A 16936-nucleotide genomic window follows, 5' to 3' on the forward strand; every position below is an offset into this window, starting at 1 on the left:
GGGAGCCGGTCGCAGACCGCTCAACCCTATCAGCAAATGCGGCGGGTGAACGCGCCACCCGCACATAATGTGTATCAGCGCATGAAGCGCCTACAGACGCAAGCGCCCGCCCCGCCGGCGCGCCGTGGCCAGGCCGTGGGGCACCAGGCTGGAACGGGTGTGGGCGTGGCACAAGGCGATGGCCAGGGCATCGGAGGCGTCGATCTGCGGTTTTTGCGTGAGCTTGAGCAGGTGCATGACCATCATCATCACCTGCTCTTTGTTGGCGCCGCCGGTGCCGGCCACCGCCTGCTTGACCTGGGTGGCGCTGTACTCGGCGATCTCAAGGCCGGCCTCGGCGGCCGCCACGATCGCAGCCCCCCGGGCCTGGCCCAGCTTGAGCGCCGAATCGGCATTGCGGGCCATGAACACCCGCTCGATGCCCATGGTCACCGGGCCGTGCTGTGCGATGACTTCACTGACCCCGCGAAACACGATCTGCAACCGCTCATGCAGCTCGCCGCTGCCGGTGCGGATGCAGCCTGACGCCACATACTCGCAGCCGCGGGCGGTCTGGCGCACCACGCCGTAACCGGTGATGCGCGAGCCGGGGTCGATACCTAGAATCAGAGTCATAGCGCCTGTCGAAAAAAATGATGCATGCTGCAAACGGTACGGCCCTTTCGCGGCGGTACGGCGCTGCGAGTCTATCGGAGCGCCGTACCGCCGCGAAAGGGCCGGTGCAAGCAAAGAAAAGCCTGAATGCCTGGTTGGAGCTACCAGAACACCCTAGCCGAGGGTTTCCATGATCTCGTCGGAGATCTGCGCATTGGAATAGACGTTCTGCACGTCGTCCAGGTCTTCGAGCATGTCGATCAGCTTGAGTACCTTTTCAGCGCCATCCTGGTCCAACTCGGCACTGGTGGTCGGCTGCATGACGATTTCCGCATCCGCCGCCTTGAAGCCTGCCTCTTCCAGCGCATTGCGCACGGCATAGAAGCTGTTGAACGACGTAAACACCTCGAACGAGCCATCATCGTTGGCTACCACGTCGTCGGCATCGGCCTCCATCGCAGCTTCCATCAGGGCGTCTTCGTCTACCCCCGGGGCGAAACTGATCTGGCCCTTGCGCTCGAACAGATACGCCACCGAACCGTCGGTGCCCAGGTTGCCCCCGCATTTGGTGAAGGCATGGCGCACAGCCGCAGCCGTGCGGTTGCGGTTGTCGGTCATGGCTTCGACCATGATCGCCACGCCGCCTGGGCCGTAACCTTCGTAGCTGAGCTCTTCGACGTTGTCGCTTTCGTTGGTACCGGCACCACGTGCCACGGCCCGATCAATAATGTCACGGCTCATGTTGGCACCCAGGGCCTTATCCAGCGCCAGGCGCAGGCGCGGGTTGGAGGCCGCGTCCGGGCCGCCCTGTTTGGCAGCGACGGTCAGCTCACGGATCCACTTGGTGAAGACCTTGCCTCTCTTGGCATCCTGGCGCTCTTTGCGGTGCTTGATGTTCGCCCACTTGGAATGGCCTGCCATAACGACTCCCGATCCTTGAAACAGAAACAGGTTCCGCCCCGAAGGGCGGAACGTGGAAAGACTGCGCCGAAGCGCATGGGCGCATCCGCCGGATACGCCCGGGGCCGATTACTCGACCTTGGTCTGCTCGCGCAGACGGATGTGCAGCTCGCGCAGGGCCTTGGCATCGACCAGGCCTGGGGCCTGGGTCATGACGCACGCGGCACTCTGGGTTTTCGGGAAGGCGATCACTTCACGAATCGACTGGGCGCCAGTCATCAGCATGACCAGGCGGTCCAGACCGAAGGCCAGGCCGCCGTGGGGCGGTGCACCGAACTTCAGGGCATCGAGCAGGAAGCCGAACTTCTCTTCCTGTTCCGCCGCTTCGATACCCAGCAGGCGGAACACGGCCTGCTGCATTTCCTTGCGGTGGATACGGATGGAACCGCCACCCAGCTCAGTGCCGTTGAGCACCATGTCGTAGGCGCGGGACAGGGCCGTGGCAGGGTTGGCCTCAAGCTCCTGCGGGGTGCACTTCGGCGCGGTGAACGGGTGGTGCAACGCCGTGAAGCTGCCGTCTTCGTTCTCTTCGAACATCGGGAAGTCGACGACCCACATCGGTGCCCACTCGCAGGTGAACAGCTCGAAGTCGTGACCCAGGCGGATACGCAGCGCGCCCAGGGCCTCGCTGACGATCTTGAACTTGTCTGCACCGAAGAACACGATGTCGCCGTCTACAGCGCCGACGCGGTCGAGGATGGTGTTGAGGTTGGCCTCGGGGATGTTCTTGACGATCGGCGACTGCAGGCCCTCGACCCCTTTGGCGCGCTCGTTGACCTTGATGTAGGCCAGGCCGCGGGCACCATAGATGCCGACGAACTTGGTGTACTCGTCGATCTTGCTGCGCGGCATGCTCGCGCCGCCTGGCAGGCGCAGGGCGGTGACGCGGCATTTCGGATCGTTGGCCGGGCCGGCGAACACTTTGAAATCGACGTCCTTGAGCTGGTCGGCAACATCGACCAGTTCCAGCGGGATACGCAGGTCTGGCTTGTCGGAGCCGTAGCGGCGCATGGCTTCTTCGAAGGTCATGTGCGGGAAATCGCCGAACTCCAAGTCCAGCACTTCCTTGAACAGCTTGCGGATCATGCTCTCGGTCAGGCCCATGATCTCGGACTCGTCCAGGAAGCTGGTCTCAATGTCGATCTGGGTGAATTCCGGCTGGCGATCTGCGCGCAGGTCTTCGTCACGGAAGCACTTGGCGATCTGGTAGTAGCGGTCGAAGCCGGCCACCATCAGCAGTTGCTTGAACAGCTGCGGCGACTGTGGCAAGGCAAAGAAGCTGCCGGCGTGGGTACGGCTTGGCACCAGGTAGTCACGCGCGCCTTCTGGGGTGGCACGGGTGAGGATCGGGGTTTCCACATCCAGGAAGCCGTTTTCGTCGAGGAAGCGGCGGATGCTGCTGGTGATGCGCGAGCGCAGGCGCAGCTTGTCGGCCATTTCCGGGCGACGCAGGTCGATGAAGCGATAGCGCAGGCGGGTTTCTTCGCCCACGTCGGAGTATTCGTTCAACGGGAACGGCGGGGTTTCGGCTTCGTTCAGCACATTGAGCTGATAACCGAGGATTTCGATGGCGCCGGAGGCCATGTTGGCATTGACCGCACCGTCAGGGCGCTTGCGCACCTTGCCGGTGACCTGCACCACGTACTCGCTGCGCACGCGGTCAGCAGCGGCGAAGGTGTCGGCGCGGTCCGGGTCGAACACGACCTGGGCCATGCCCTCGCGGTCACGGATGTCGAGGAAGATCACCCCGCCGTGGTCCCGGCGACGATGGACCCAGCCGCAAAGGGTGACTTCCTGGCCGTCCAGGCTCTCGTTCAGTTGGCCGCAATAATGGCTGCGCATCATGATGGTGGTTTCGCTTCTCGTGATTCGTGTATTCGGTGGAGGCCTTGGCCGCCCGGAGGGCTAATACTGCAAGACCCGGTCACAGCATTCAACTCAGTCGGCCTTGTCGCCGCCTGCCAGGTTCTTCTTGGCGCCAGTCTTGAAGTCGGTTTCGTACCAGCCGTTACCGCTAAGGCGGAAACCGGGTACCGACAGCAACTTCTTCAGCGCCGGGGCCTGACAGGCCGGGCAGTCGGTAAGCGGCGCGGCGCTGATTTTCTGCAGCACCTCCATGCGGTGCTCGCAGGACGCACATTGATAGTCATAAAGGGGCATGGGTGTCTCTCGTCAACCACAACGCTGGCTGCCAGGGCAGCAAAAGCGGGATTATATATGGTTAACTGACACTGCGCAGCCCGCCGGGCGATCAGTGCGCAGCTGGCGGGTCCTGCAGCCATGCCACACAGATCACGCGGATGAGGCCACTGAAGTTGCGCACCCCACCCTGGCGCAGGTGTATTTCGCGGTCCACGTAGGACAGTACCGCGCTGACCGAGCAGTGGTTCACCGCAGCGATGCGCTCCAGGATGCTCCAGTACACCGCCTCCAGGCGCAGGCAGGTTGAAAACCCGTTCAACCGTACCGAGCGCGACACGGGCTGTGTCTGCAGCATGTCGAAGTCGGCCTTGAAGGGGTCGATGCACTGCTTGCCAGGCCAACGCCCCTGGCCTGTCGTACGTTTGCTCGCGCGGATCATCTGCCACACCTCCTCGTATCAGGTACCAGGGGGTGTATGAAGCGCCGATCGGTCGGCACTGAGCAGCGGCAAAGCCTTCCCGCACAAATCACAAAGGCCCGGTCGGTTACCCGGGCCGGGCCCTCGCATACAGTGCCTGCTACTTGCCGTCGAGCAGCACTCGCAACATCCAGGCGGTTTTTTCGTGAACCTGCATGCGCTGGGTCAACAGGTCGGCAGTAGGCTCGTCACTGACCTTGTCCACCACCGGGAAGATGCTGCGCGCCGTGCGCACCACGGTTTCCTGCCCCTGTACCAACTGGCGGATCATTTCATCGGCATGGGGCACCCCTTCCTCCTCCTCGATCGAGGAGTGGCGGGCATAAAATGCATACGAACCGGGTGCCGGAAAGCCCAGTGCACGGATACGCTCGGCGATGGAGTCGACTGCCAGCGCCAGCTCGTTGTATTGCTCTTCGAACATCAGGTGCAAGGTACGGAATGATGGCCCGGTGACGTTCCAGTGAAAATTATGGGTTTTCAGATACAGCACGTACGTGTCCGACAGCAGGCGGGACAGCCCATCGACGATGGACTTGCGATCTGCTTCATTGATGCCGATATCGATTGCCATGACGTTCCCCTTCTGAAAGCTTGAGACCCAAACGGGTGCCGACCACTGTAGCAATACCTGGGGCGTTGCGCCTGTGACAAGGCGTTGCAGGCCACCCGCGAACGCCCTGTGGTTTGAGTACCCTGCGGCTTTACTGTTAAATAGGCAGCGTGCCACCCGTGCGGACTGCAATTGCCGGGTGCATAGGCTGTGGGTCATGTGTTCGCGCTCTACATCTCATGCGCACCGTGCCGCCAGCTCTCCCCGTGATCAGCTTTATCAACTGTGAGCCAATCCCATGTTCAAGATCGTCCATCTGGTGACGGGCGTGGCAGCGCTGCTGCTATCGTTCATGCCCAGCCTGAAAACCGAAGCCATACCCTTCCTGCAACAACCCGACGCGGTGTACCTGGCCCTGCTCGGCCTGCTCAACCTGGTACTGGCACCGGTGGTACCGCTGTACTACCGCGGCGCCAGGCAACAACTGCAATACCTGGCCTGCGCCCTGCTGGTGGTAGCGGTGGTGCTGCAAACCCTGACCCTGCTGGCGCGCCCGGAAATGGGCAACCTGGCGGCACTGGTCTGTGCATCGCTGGCTGTGCTGCTGCACCTGGTGGCGGGTTTCGCCCAAAGCCCGCGCAAGGCCCGCGCAACCCAGCACAGCACACCTGATGCCAGCAACCGGGATACCGGCACTGTGAAGTGGTTCAACACCTCCAAAGGCTTCGGCTTTATCTCCCGGGATTCCGGCGACGATATTTTCGTGCACTTTCGCGCCATTCGCGGTGAGGGCCACCGCATTCTTGTCGAGGGCCAGCGCGTCGAGTTTTCCGTGATGCACCGCGACAAAGGCCTGCAGGCCGAGGACGTGGTGGCGGTGAACCGCCGCTGAAACCCGCACCCCCAGCGGGCCGGCTACCGGCCCGACAGGTAACCCGCCGCCTTCAGTAATGGGGTGGCGGCGCCTCCTCACCCTCACTGCCGTACTGCCCTACCATTTCCTCGTAACGCTTGAGCAGCTCGGCCATCTGCAACTGCAGCCGCTCGATCACCCGCCCCTGCTCCACCACCACGTCATTGAGCGCCTGGAGGGTGTCATCCTGAAACGCCTGACGGGTTTCCAGCTCGACCATGCGCTGCTCAAGCGACATCGGCGGCCTCCTTGAAGCCTTCCAGCTGCAAAGCCCGCACGCGCTGGCGAACCAGTTGCACCTGCTCGTCGCTGTAGCTCACCGCCGGGCACTTGCCCCAAACCGGTGCCGGCCATGCCGCATCGCCTTGCATACGCACGATCACATGCATGTGCAACTGGCTGACCACGTTACCCAGGGTGGCGACATTCATCTTGTCGGCGCCATAGCTGGCTTTGAGCGCGACGGCCAACTGGGTGGTTTCCTGCCACAACTGGTGTTGCTCGGCGGCGTCCAGGTCGAAAAGCTCACTGACGCCCGGGCGTTTTGGCACCAGGATGAACCACGGGTAGTTGGCATCCTTGCTCAACAGCAGCTGGCAGAGCGCGAAGTCACCCAGTACGACCGTATCGAGTTGCAAACGCGAATCAAGAACAAACAAAGTGAATCTCCTCCAAGCGGATACAGCGGTTACAACGTAAAAAAAAGCCGTCATCAGAATACGCTGCAAGATCCCGGTAACACAGCGCTACTTTTCGCACCAAAATGACGCCTCCTGCACACGGCCTGACACAAAGGAAGGCCACAATTGACTCTGGATTAACAAATCGCGGTAACACCTTGACTTTGATAGCAAGCTATAGGGTTTGCCACTTGGGTTTACACAGGCACACCATCAGACAGCCCACACCCCGTGTTTTCAGGACTTCGGTGGGGGTCGCCCGCGGCAAATGTGAAAATTTCATCAACCAGGAGCAAATATGAGCACGCTTGTTGCATTGCTCTGACGCCAAGTCGGCATGACTACTGCAATACCCGGGTTACCAAGGCTCTGTGTGAAAAGCTGCGGATTACGACCTGAAAATGCCCGACAGCGACGTGGAAAAAAAGTTCCGTAAAGAGTGCTTATTGCCATATCGCCAACGTCAGTCAGCGTGCTATATCTTTTCGCCGACATAACAAGAAAGAGCTGCACCCAATAACTAGAACACCTGGATGCAGCGGTACTCTTCCTAAAAAAACCAAAGGAGCAAATCACGATGCGCGTGATGAAGTGGAGCATGATCGCCCTGGCCGTTTCGGCGGGGTCCTCGCAGATGGCACTGGCCTCTTCGCAGGATGAGTCCAAAGGTTTTGTTGAAGACAGCAAGCTGAGCGTCAAAACTCGCATGCTGTATTTCAGCCGTGATTTCCGCAACAACCAAGGCGGCCAAAGCCGCCGCGAAGAAACCGGCCTCGGTTTCGTCGGCACCTACGAGTCGGGCTTCACCCAGGGCACCGTGGGTGTAGGCCTGGACGCCATCGGCATGCTGGGCCTGAAACTGGACAGCGGCAAAGGCCGCGCCGGCACTGGCCTGTTCCCGACGGGCTCCGACGGCCGCTCGCAGGATGACTACTCCAAAGGCGGCGGCGCGGTGAAATTCCGCATTTCCGACACCGTGCTGAAAGTCGGCGACCAGTTCACCGCGCTGCCCGTCTTCGCAACCGATGACAGCCGCCGCCTGCTGCCTGAAATCGCCCAAGGTGCATTGCTCACCAGCAACGACATCAAAGGCCTGACCCTGCACGCCGGCCGCTTCACCAGCCTGACCGGCCAGGAGCAGACCAACCGTGACAGCCTGCGCCTGAAGGAAGCCGATGTATTCGGTGGTACCTACGCCTTCACCGACAGCCTGTCCACCAGCCTGTACTACTCCAAGGTCGAAGACTACTGGCGCAAATACTACGCCAACGTCAACTGGGCGCTGCCGCTGTCCGACAAGCAAGGCCTGGTGTTCGACTTCAACTTCTACGACACCAAGAGCGACGGCCAAGGCCTGCAGCGCGCCGAAAAAGACGGCGTGACCAAGCTCGACAACCGTGCCTTCAGCCTGTCCGGCGCGTACAACATCGGCGCGCACACCTTCACCCTGGCCTACCAGAAAGTGACCGGTGACGGCGACTATGGCTACGGCGTAGACGGCGGTGGCACCGTGTTCCTGGCCAACTCCGTGGCGCGTTCGGACTTCAACGCCGAAGGCGAGAAGTCCTGGCAGGCCCGCTATGACCTGAACTTTGCCGAGTACGGCATCCCAGGCCTGAGCTTCATGACTCGCTACGTGCGCGGTACCGGTGCAGACACCGGCACCACCAGCAATGGCAAGGAATGGGAACGCGACATCGACATCAAGTACGTGCTGCAGGAAGGCCCGGCCAAGGACCTCAGCTTCCGCGTACGTCAGGCCACCTACCGTTCTTCCGATGGCGTCTACTACGGCTCCCCATCGCTGGACGAACTGCGCCTGATCGTGGAGTACCCGCTGAGCATCCTGTAAGCCTGGCTTGCAGTGCCCCGCACTTGAAAAGCCCGGCGATCACGCCGGGCTTTTTCTTTGGCTGACAACAGCGGCGCCCTGGGGCATCCTGTACGCCTTCGTTTCACCCCCGTACAATGCGGGGCTATTTCAACGTATTAGACACGGCTAACCATGCGCACCAGTCAATATTTGCTCGCCACCCAGAAAGAAACCCCTGCCGACGCAGTGGTCATCAGCCACCAGCTCATGCTGCGTGCCGGCATGATCCGCAAACTGGCCTCCGGCCTGTACACCTGGCTGCCGATGGGCCTGCGGGTCATGCGCAAGGTCGAGAACGTGGTGCGCGAGGAAATGAACGCAGCCGGCGCACTGGAAGTGCTGATGCCCAGCATCCAGCCCGCCGAACTGTGGCAGGAATCCGGCCGTTGGGAGCAGTACGGCCCCGAGCTGCTGCGGGTCAAGGACCGTCACCAGCGTGAGTTCTGCGTGGGCCCTACCCACGAAGAGGTCATCACCGACCTGGCCCGCAACGAGCTGTCCAGCTATAAACAGCTGCCACTGAACATGTACCAGATCCAGACCAAGTTCCGTGACGAGATCCGCCCGCGCTTCGGCCTGATGCGCGGCCGCGAGTTCATCATGAAGGACGCCTACTCGTTCCATGCCGACCAGGCTTCCCTGCAGGAAACCTACGATCGCATGCACCAGGCGTACACCAATGTCTTCACCCGCCTGGGCCTGGATTTCCGCCCTGTGCAGGCCGACACCGGCTCCATCGGCGGCAGCTACTCGCACGAATTCCACGTGCTGGCCGAGTCGGGTGAAGACGATGTGATCTTCAGCGACAGCTCCGACTACGCCGCCAACATCGAGAAGGCCGAGGCCATGCCGCGGGAAACCGTGCGCCCCGCCCCTACCGAGGAGCTGCGCCTGGTCGATACGCCCAATGCCAAGACCATTGCCCAGCTGGTTGAAAACTTCGGCCTGCCGATCGAGAAAACCGTCAAGACCTTGATCGTACGTGGCTCCGAAGAGGGCAAGCTGGTCGCCCTGGTCGTGCGTGGTGACCACGAGCTCAACGAAATCAAGGCCGCCAAGCTGGAGCAGGTGGCCGACCCGCTGGTCATGGCAACCGATGCCGACCTGCGTGACGCCATTGGCGCCGGCGCCGGCTCGCTCGGCCCGATGAATCTGCCGCTGGAGTGCGTGATCGACCGCTCGGTGGCCCTGATGAGCGACTTCGGCATCGGCGCCAACATCGACGACAAGCACTACTTCGGCGTGAACTGGGAACGCGACCTGCCAGTACCTCAGGTGGCCGACCTGCGCAACGTGGTCGAAGGCGACCCAAGCCCGGACGGCCAAGGCACGCTGGTGATCAAGCGCGGTATCGAAGTGGGCCATATCTTCCAGCTGGGCACCAAGTACAGCGAGGCGCTCAAGTGCCAGGTACTGGGTGAAAACGGCAAGCCAGTGGTGCTGTCCATGGGCTGCTACGGCATTGGTGTATCCCGTGTGGTGGCCGCTGCCATCGAGCAGAACCACGACGACAAGGGCATTATCTGGAACGATGCACTGGCGCCCTTCCAGGTCGCCCTGGTACCACTGCGCTATGAGACCGAGGTTGTTCGCGAGGCGACCGACAAGCTGTATGCCGAGCTGACCGCTGCCGGTTACGAAGTGCTGCTGGACGACCGGGACAAGAAGACCAGCCCCGGTATCAAGTTCGCCGACATGGAACTGATCGGTATTCCGCACCGCATCGTGGTCAGTGACCGTGGCCTGGCTGATGGCAACCTGGAATACAAGCACCGGACCGAGCAGGATGCCCAGGCGTTGCCGCTCAACGAGGTGCTGACCTTCCTGCAGACCCGCGTTCGCCGCTGATAACCAATGCCCGAGTGATCATGTCAAAGCGAAGTACCTTCAACCTGACGGGCGCCGCACTCTGCGGCGCCCTGCTCGTCAGCGGCTGCGCCAACCAGATGCCCCAGCGTAGCGACCATGAGGAGCGCGTGGAGCGCAAGCTGCTCGAGCACACTTTGCAAATCGATGTTGGCGAGCCAGAGGTCATGGAGCTGCCGCAGCGACGTGTGCGCGTGCACGAGCAGAAGCGTTTTGAAGTCACCGAATACGAAGTGACCCGTCACTACGACCGCTACACGCCCTACCAGCCATGGCGGGAAATCTACGAAATCCCGCTTGGCGCTGTTGCAGTGGTGGCAGGCGTTGGGGCAAATGTGGTCAACGTCTTCGCCTTGGGCAACCTGCCGCAAAGTGTCACCCATGACTGGCTGATCTACGGCGTGGATGGCCTCAACCCGTTCATGAACGTGGCGTCCAATGGCCGCGCCCAGCAGAACCTTGCGGGTATCAGTGAAGTGCAGAAAGCCAAGCGCGAAGAGGCCACGAGCATGCCGTGGAGCGAGCGCCTGGTCGAGGTCAAAGCGGGCAAGATGACCCACGAACTCACCACCGACCGCAATGGCATGTTGCGCTTGAACCTGCTGGACACTCCGTTCTCCGAACAGAACCTCAACCACGTTGGCACACTGCATCTACAGGTCGTGGATGAAGACAACGCGGTACGCGGTGATGCCAGCCTGTTGGTCAGCGCCACGCTGCGCAACAAGTTGCGCGAAGCCCACGAGCTGATTTTCGACGACCTCGAAGACGACGATGTCGGGCAATGGGTGCACCGGGTCAAACGCCTGTCAGAGCTGGGCCTGGAAGAGGAAGCCAGCGAAATGGAGCAAAGCCTGATCGAGCTGACGCGCAACGACCCGGAGCTGCAACAGGAGTTTCTCAAGTCGTTGACCAAGGCAACCGGCCGGCTGGTGGCCGACCCAGGCGCGCACTGACTCATTGATCCACTGGCAAAATGCGCCTTCTTTATAGAGAGCGGGCGCACCGTCGCCAGGTAGGCTACTGCGGTGGGAACAACTCCATCTGTTCATGCGCCCCGCGCAGGTCACGCAACCTCACCCCTACCCCCAGCAAACGCACCGGTTTGCCACCCCTGGCGAACGCCTGCCCCAATAACTGCCGATAACTGTCCAGGTCCCTGCCCGCCCCGGCTTGCTCCAGCGTGGTCTGGGTGAAGTCGTGGAACTTGACCTTGACGAAGGGTTTGTCCGGTCGGTAGCTGGCGTCCATTCGTTCGATGCGGGTATTCAGGCTTTCCAGCAGCTCCGGCAAGCGCGCCAGGCAACTGGCCAGGTCCGGCAGGTCGGTGTCGTAGGTGTTTTCCACGCTGACCGATTGGCGACGGCTGTCGTTATGAACAACCCGCTCGTCAATGCCTCGCGCCAACCCCCACAAGCGCTCACCGAAACTGCCGAATTCGCGCACCAGCGCCAGGCGCGACCAGTCTCGCAGTTGCAGGCAGGTTTCAATGCCAAGGCGCGTCAGCTTCTCTGCGGTCACCTTGCCCACACCATGCAGCCTGGCAACCGGCAATGCGGCGACAAACGCCTCGACCTCGCCGGGCGTGATCACAAACAACCCATTGGGCTTACGCCAGTCACTGGCGATCTTGGCCAGGAACTTGTTGGGCGCCACACCTGCAGAAACCGTGATATGCAGCGTGCGGGCAACACGCCGGCGAATGTCTTCAGCGATGCGCGTGGCGCTGCCGGCGTACCACTGGCTGTCACTGACGTCCAGATAGGCTTCATCAAGGGACAGCGGCTCGATCAGGTCGGTGTACTCGCGGAAAATACTGTGGATTTCACGGGAAGCTTCGCGGTAGGCCTCGAAACGCGGCTTCACGATCAACAGGTCCGGGCACAGCTTGAGGGCATGGCGGGACGACATGGCCGAGCGCACACCATAGGCACGCGCCTCATAATTGCAGGTGGCGATGACCCCACGCCGCTCGGCGGAGCCACCCACTGCCATCGGCCGACCGGCCAGGCGCGGGTCGTCGCGCATCTCGATTGCTGCGTAGAAGCAGTCGCAGTCGACGTGGATGATCTTGCGCAAAGACATGGATGACCGTGAGCACTGTAAATTCATACAGATAGTAGCGCATGAGGCCTGGAGTGAAACAGCCTGTGCCCAGGGTTGCCCGATTACCGGCCTGAAAACCCCGCCACGCCTGGGGCGCTCCCCCTTTAGGGCTGCTAAGAGTTTGAACGGGAAAGGTTTTTTTAGAATAAAGCTTGACACTGCTAGGGAAATCCGTAGAATTCGATCTCACAGGCGCGGGATGGAGCAGCCTGGTAGCTCGTCGGGCTCATAACCCGAAGGTCGTCGGTTCAAATCCGGCTCCCGCAACCAGATTCGAGAGAAGGCCACTGTTAATGCAGTGGCCTTTTTCTTTGGCCCTGAAAAAGGGCGACAAAAAAAATCAAAAGAATCAACAAGTAGCGCTTGACACCTTCCATGGAAACTGTAGAATTCGCCCCACTGACGCGGGATGGAGCAGCCTGGTAGCTCGTCGGGCTCATAACCCGAAGGTCGTCGGTTCAAATCCGGCTCCCGCAACCATATCGTCAGAACAAACCCCGCCTGTTTAGCGACAGGCGGGGTTTGTTGCTTTAGCGCCCCCGTATACCCCGCCTGCCTTGTTTTGCTGGGGCCTGCCCAACCATAGGCTTGGCCCGCCGCCCCTAGAATGAACTATCTTTAACGCTGCCTGGCTGTTAAGCGCCTTGGGCAGGAGTAATATTGGATACGTTTTCCCAAAGGGACTTTCACTTGGCCGCACCTCTTCTTCACCTCGCGCCTGCTGCACGAGGTAACCCATGACTTCGCACAACCCCGAACCCGCAGGGCCACTGGCAACCGCACTGCCCACTGCAGCGCAGCGCCTGCCTTTGCTCGAACGCATCAGCCGCTACCGCCAGCCCATTGGCCTGGCGGTGACCCTGCTGTTGTTCACCATGGCGCTGATCGCCTGCCGCCACCTGTTGAGCGAGCTGGACATCTATGCCCTGCACGACGCCATGCTGAGTGTGCCGGTGCACGCGTTGCTGGGCGCCCTGCTGGCGACCGTGGTCGGCTTTGTGATCCTGCTGGGTTACGAGTGGTCGGCCAGCCGTTATGCCGGGGTGAAATTGCCGGCAAGCAGCCTGGTGCTGGGCGGCTTCAGCGCGTTCGCGATTGGTAATGCCATTGGCCTCTCGATGCTCTCGGGCGGTTCGGTGCGTTATCGCCTCTATGCCCGCCAGGGGCTCGGTGCGGGTGAAGTGGCGCGCATGACGGTATTCGCCAGCCTTTCACTGGGCTGCGCACTGCCACCGCTGGCAGCCTTGGCCACCTTGAGCAACCTGCCAGCGGCCTCCACTGCCCTGCGTTTGTCGCCCACCCTGCTGGCGGGTGTCGCCATCGCGGTGCTGGTGGCCAGCGCACTGCTGGTGGCCGGCTTGTACCGCAGGCGCCTGGCGGAGCAACCACTGGCAGACAACTTGCTGGTGCAACTGGGCCGCCGCACCCTGCGCCTGCCGGGTGCCCGCCTGGCAGGCCTGCAGTTGCTGATCACTGCGCTGGATGTCGCCGCTGCGGCTACTGTGCTGTACCTGCTGTTGCCAGAGGCACCACCCTTCGGCGCGTTCGTCCTGGTCTACCTGCTAGCCCTGGCAGCCGGCGTGCTCAGCCACGTACCGGGAGGTGTCGGGGTTTTCGAAGCGATCCTGCTGGCCGCCTTTGCCAACCAGCTGGGTGCCGCTCCGCTGGCAGCCGCCTTGCTGCTGTATCGGCTGATCTATGTGGTGCTGCCGTTGCTGGTGGCGTGCGTACTGCTGCTGGCCAATGAAGCCAAGCGCCTGCTGTTCGCCCAGCAGGCAATGAAGGCTGCATCGGGGTTGGCTGCGCCGATCCTGGCGATCATGGTGTTCATCTCCGGCGTGGTGTTGCTGTTCTCCGGCGCTACACCCGAGATTGACTCGCGCCTTGAGCACATGGGTTTCCTGATCCCTCACCGGCTGATCGACGCATCGCACTTTGGCGCCAGCCTGATTGGCGTACTGTGCCTGCTGCTGGCCCAGGGCCTGCGCCGGCGCCTGTCCGCTGCCTGGCTGCTGACCACGGTGTTGCTGCTGGTGGGCTCGTTGCTGTCGCTGCTCAAGGGCTTCGACTGGGAAGAAGCGTCCCTGCTGACATTCACCGCCGCCCTGCTCGCCTTGTTCCGCCGCTCGTTCTACCGCCCAAGCCGCCTGCTGGAACTGCCGTTCTCGCCGGTGTATCTGGTCGCCAGTGCCTGCGCGGTCGGTGCTTCGGTATGGCTGCTGCTGTTCGCTTACCAAGACGTGCCGTACAGCCACCAACTGTGGTGGCAGTTCACGTTGGACGCCGATGCCCCACGCGGCCTGCGTGCGGCCATGGGCAGTGCCTTGCTGCTGGCGGCGTTGGCGCTGACCTGGCTGCTGCGTACGGCGCCACCGGTCATTCATCAGCCCGATGAAGCGGAGCTGCAGCGCGCCAACCGCATACTGCTGGCGTCGGACCAACCCGACGGGGGCCTGGCCCTGACCGGCGACAAGGCCCTACTGTTCCACCCCCGCGACAACGCGTTTCTGATGTACGCACGCCGTGGTCGCAGCCTGGTGGCGCTGTACGACCCCATTGGCCCTGCCCAGGAACGTGCCGAAATGATCTGGCAGTTCCGTGACCTGTGCGACCTGCACCACGCCCGGCCGGTGTTCTACCAGGTGCGCGCCGAGAACCTGCCGTTCTACATGGACATCGGCCTGACCGCGCTGAAGCTGGGCGAGGAAGCCCGGGTCGACCTGCGCCGCTTTGATCTCGAAGCCAAAGGCAAGGAGATGAAGGACCTGCGCTACACCTGGAACCGTGGGGGTCGGGATGGCCTGACCCTGGAAATTCACGAGCACGGCCAAGCCCCGCTGGCCGAGCTGAAAGAGATTTCGGATGCCTGGCTGACCGGCAAGAACGTGCGCGAGAAAGGGTTCTCGCTGGGGCGCTTCAGCCCGGAGTACCTGCAGCACTTCCGCATCGCCCTGATTCGCTTCCAAGGCCGGCCGGTGGCGTTTGCCAACCTGCTGGAAACCCACAGCAACGAACTGGCGAGCCTGGACCTGATGCGCGCTCACCCAGAGGCGCCGAAGCTGACCATGGAATTCATGATGATCGGCCTGATCCTGCATTACAAAAGCCATGATTACGGCCGCTTCAGCCTTGGCATGGTGCCGCTTTCCGGCCTGCAGCCGCGCCGTGGCGCACCCCTTACCCAGCGTCTGGGTTCGATGGTGTTCCGCCGTGGCGAGCAGCTTTACAACTTCCAGGGGCTGCGCCGTTTCAAGGACAAGTTCCAACCGGACTGGGAACCCCGTTACATGGCTGTGCCAGCCGGGCTCGACCCGCTGGTGGCACTGGCCGACACTGCTGCCCTGATTGCCGGCGGCTTGACTGGATTGGTGAAACGCTGATGACCCGACGCTTTTGGCTGTACCTGCTGGTTCCCTTGCTGCTGGCCGCCCTTGGCGGCGTGTTGGCGTTCTGGCTATGGACGCGGCCGGCACCTGAGGCCCGCCTTGAACAACTGACCATTGATGGCACCAGCATCACCCGTGTTACCCCCGGGGTGCGCGCCACCGCCAGGGTCGCCATCGGTGTGCCTGAAGACCAGGCCCTGACCCACAAGCAACTGCTGGACCTGGCCCAGGCCGCAGACGCGCAACTGGTGCAGGTGACCTTGCCCGCCGCCGATTGCAGCAAGCAGCAGCAAGCGATGGACCAGGCGCTGGCCCAGTTGCCGCAGCCACCCACGTTGGTGGCCGGTATCGGGCCAGGTGCCGCACAGGCCTGGCGCTGGCTGGCCAGCCAAGGCAACGATAAGGCCCGGGCTATTTCCGTGGGTTTCACGCTGGAGCAACCCGGGTGCCAGGCCCCGCTGCCTAAATCCGCCCCCCACGGCCACTGGAACGTGGCCTGGAACGACAACCCCGATGATGCCAGCGCCGCCTTCGTCCGCGACCAGGCCAACGCCGAAACCAGCATCAGCGACTACGACATTCATTTGCCACAAGTGCTCAAGGCGCAGCTGACCCAGGCGCTGGTTGGCCAGGACGGCAACGCCCTGGCCATACCGGTGGTTGAAGTACCTGCCGGGCAGACGACCGACACCGTGACCCTGTTCCTTTCCGGTGACGGCGGCTGGCGCGACCTTGACCGTGATGTGGCCGGGGAAATGGCCAAGCTCGGTTACCCGGTGGTGGGCATCGACACCCTGCGCTACTACTGGCAGCACAAGACGCCGGAACAGAGCGCAGCCGACCTGTCCGAGCTGATGCATCACTACCGCCAGAAGTGGGGCACCAAGCGCTTCGTGCTGACCGGTTATTCATTTGGTGCAGACGTACTGCCGGCCATCTATAACCGCCTGCCGGCCGAGGACCAGCAACGCATCGATGCCGTTGTGCTGCTGGCCTTCGCTCGCAGTGGCAGCTTTGAGATCGAAGTTGAAGGCTGGCTGGGCAAGGAAGGCCAGGAAGCGCCTACAGGCCCGGAAATGGCCAAACTGCCAGCGGCCAAGGTGGTGTGCGTGTACGGGGTGGAAGAAACCGATGAAAGCGGTTGTACCGACAAGACGGCCGTGGGCGAGCGTTTGAAGCTGCCGGGCGGCCATCACTTTGACGAAAACTACCCGGCACTGGCCAAGCGCCTGATCGACGAGATCGAGACGCGCCAAGGCAAGTCGAGTGTGGCGGAACAGAACTGACGGGGGCGAGCGCCGCCTGCGGCGCATCGCCATGCTCATAGAGCCGCAAGTATCCAGTTGACCTGGCAGGCACCTGTGGGAGCGGGTTCACCCGCGAAA

At 62.1% G+C, this 16936-nt stretch carries 15 protein-coding genes and 2 tRNA genes; 8 read left to right on the plus strand and 9 right to left on the minus strand.

From position 1 onward, the window contains the following. Nucleotides 1-90 precede the first annotated feature (90 nt). From ruvC to APH25_RS12035, 6 genes are all read right to left on the minus strand, one after another. The gene (ruvC, locus tag APH25_RS12010) at nucleotides 91-615 is read right to left on the minus strand and encodes a crossover junction endodeoxyribonuclease RuvC (protein WP_028634600.1); all 525 of its coding nucleotides are present in this window, start codon (nucleotides 613-615) and stop codon (nucleotides 91-93) included. 153 nt (nucleotides 616-768) lie between these two features. Then, a complete protein-coding gene (locus APH25_RS12015; RefSeq protein WP_060482093.1) occupies nucleotides 769-1515 on the minus strand; it encodes a YebC/PmpR family DNA-binding transcriptional regulator in 747 nt (248 codons plus the stop codon). Between the two features lie 108 nt (nucleotides 1516-1623). After that, the gene (gene aspS, locus APH25_RS12020) at nucleotides 1624-3399 is read right to left on the minus strand and encodes an aspartate--tRNA ligase (RefSeq protein ID WP_028634598.1); all 1776 of its coding nucleotides are present in this window, start codon (nucleotides 3397-3399) and stop codon (nucleotides 1624-1626) included. A gap of 93 nt (nucleotides 3400-3492) precedes the next feature. Further along, on the minus strand, nucleotides 3493-3714 hold the full coding sequence (locus APH25_RS12025; protein WP_003254776.1) for an FmdB family zinc ribbon protein: 222 nt from the start codon (nucleotides 3712-3714) through the stop codon (nucleotides 3493-3495). A gap of 91 nt (nucleotides 3715-3805) precedes the next feature. Beyond that, on the minus strand, nucleotides 3806-4135 hold the full coding sequence (locus APH25_RS12030; protein WP_028634597.1) for a ribbon-helix-helix domain-containing protein: 330 nt from the start codon (nucleotides 4133-4135) through the stop codon (nucleotides 3806-3808). A gap of 139 nt (nucleotides 4136-4274) precedes the next feature. After that, nucleotides 4275-4748, minus strand: a complete 474-nt coding sequence (locus tag APH25_RS12035; protein WP_060482094.1) for a Dps family protein — start codon at nucleotides 4746-4748, stop codon at nucleotides 4275-4277. A 277-nt stretch (nucleotides 4749-5025) separates the two neighbouring features. Here APH25_RS12035 and APH25_RS26095 point away from each other — a divergent pair, with 277 nt between their 5' ends. After that, complete coding sequence (locus tag APH25_RS26095; protein WP_060482095.1) at nucleotides 5026-5619, plus strand: cold-shock protein; 594 nt, start codon at nucleotides 5026-5028, stop codon at nucleotides 5617-5619. Between the two features lie 52 nt (nucleotides 5620-5671). On the opposite strand, the gene APH25_RS12045 is transcribed toward APH25_RS26095, so the two are convergent. Together APH25_RS12045 and APH25_RS12050 are read right to left on the minus strand one after the other, a co-directional pair. Next, a complete protein-coding gene (locus tag APH25_RS12045) occupies nucleotides 5672-5878 on the minus strand; it encodes a SlyX family protein (RefSeq protein WP_060482096.1) in 207 nt (68 codons plus the stop codon). Next, nucleotides 5868-6299 carry an HIT domain-containing protein gene (locus tag APH25_RS12050; protein ID WP_060482097.1) on the minus strand — a complete coding sequence of 144 codons (432 nt, stop codon included), beginning with the start codon at nucleotides 6297-6299 and terminating at the stop codon, nucleotides 5868-5870. Before APH25_RS12050 ends, APH25_RS12045 begins: the two co-directional genes overlap by 11 nt. A gap of 598 nt (nucleotides 6300-6897) precedes the next feature. Here APH25_RS12050 and APH25_RS12055 point away from each other — a divergent pair. From APH25_RS12055 to APH25_RS12065, 3 genes are all read left to right on the plus strand, one after another. Then, nucleotides 6898-8172 carry an OprD family porin gene (locus tag APH25_RS12055; RefSeq protein WP_060482098.1) on the plus strand — a complete coding sequence of 425 codons (1275 nt, stop codon included), beginning with the start codon at nucleotides 6898-6900 and terminating at the stop codon, nucleotides 8170-8172. A 153-nt stretch (nucleotides 8173-8325) separates the two neighbouring features. Beyond that, entirely contained in the window at nucleotides 8326-10041 is a 1716-nt protein-coding gene (locus tag APH25_RS12060) for a proline--tRNA ligase (protein WP_060482099.1), read from the plus strand. A 20-nt stretch (nucleotides 10042-10061) separates the two neighbouring features. Further along, complete coding sequence (locus APH25_RS12065; protein ID WP_060482100.1) at nucleotides 10062-11015, plus strand: hypothetical protein; 954 nt, start codon at nucleotides 10062-10064, stop codon at nucleotides 11013-11015. Between the two features lie 64 nt (nucleotides 11016-11079). Here the strand turns inward: APH25_RS12065 and dinB are convergent, their stop codons facing one another. Then, complete coding sequence (gene dinB, locus APH25_RS12070) at nucleotides 11080-12138, minus strand: DNA polymerase IV (protein ID WP_161629594.1); 1059 nt, start codon at nucleotides 12136-12138, stop codon at nucleotides 11080-11082. Between the two features lie 220 nt (nucleotides 12139-12358). On the opposite strand from dinB, the gene APH25_RS12075 reads away from it, so the two are divergent. From APH25_RS12075 to APH25_RS12090, 4 genes are all read left to right on the plus strand, one after another. Further along, nucleotides 12359-12435, plus strand: a tRNA-Met gene (locus tag APH25_RS12075). 133 nt (nucleotides 12436-12568) lie between these two features. Beyond that, nucleotides 12569-12645: transfer RNA gene (locus tag APH25_RS12080), tRNA-Met, on the plus strand. A 257-nt stretch (nucleotides 12646-12902) separates the two neighbouring features. Then, complete coding sequence (gene mprF / locus APH25_RS12085) at nucleotides 12903-15545, plus strand: bifunctional lysylphosphatidylglycerol flippase/synthetase MprF (protein ID WP_028634588.1); 2643 nt, start codon at nucleotides 12903-12905, stop codon at nucleotides 15543-15545. Continuing rightward, nucleotides 15545-16837 carry a virulence factor family protein gene (locus APH25_RS12090; RefSeq protein ID WP_060482101.1) on the plus strand — a complete coding sequence of 431 codons (1293 nt, stop codon included), beginning with the start codon at nucleotides 15545-15547 and terminating at the stop codon, nucleotides 16835-16837. Before mprF ends, APH25_RS12090 begins: the two co-directional genes overlap by 1 nt. The last annotated feature ends 99 nt before the right edge of the window (nucleotides 16838-16936 follow it).

The sequence above is a fragment of the Pseudomonas sp. NBRC 111119 genome (assembly GCF_001320125.1).
Taxonomy (GTDB): domain Bacteria; phylum Pseudomonadota; class Gammaproteobacteria; order Pseudomonadales; family Pseudomonadaceae; genus Aquipseudomonas; species Aquipseudomonas parafulva.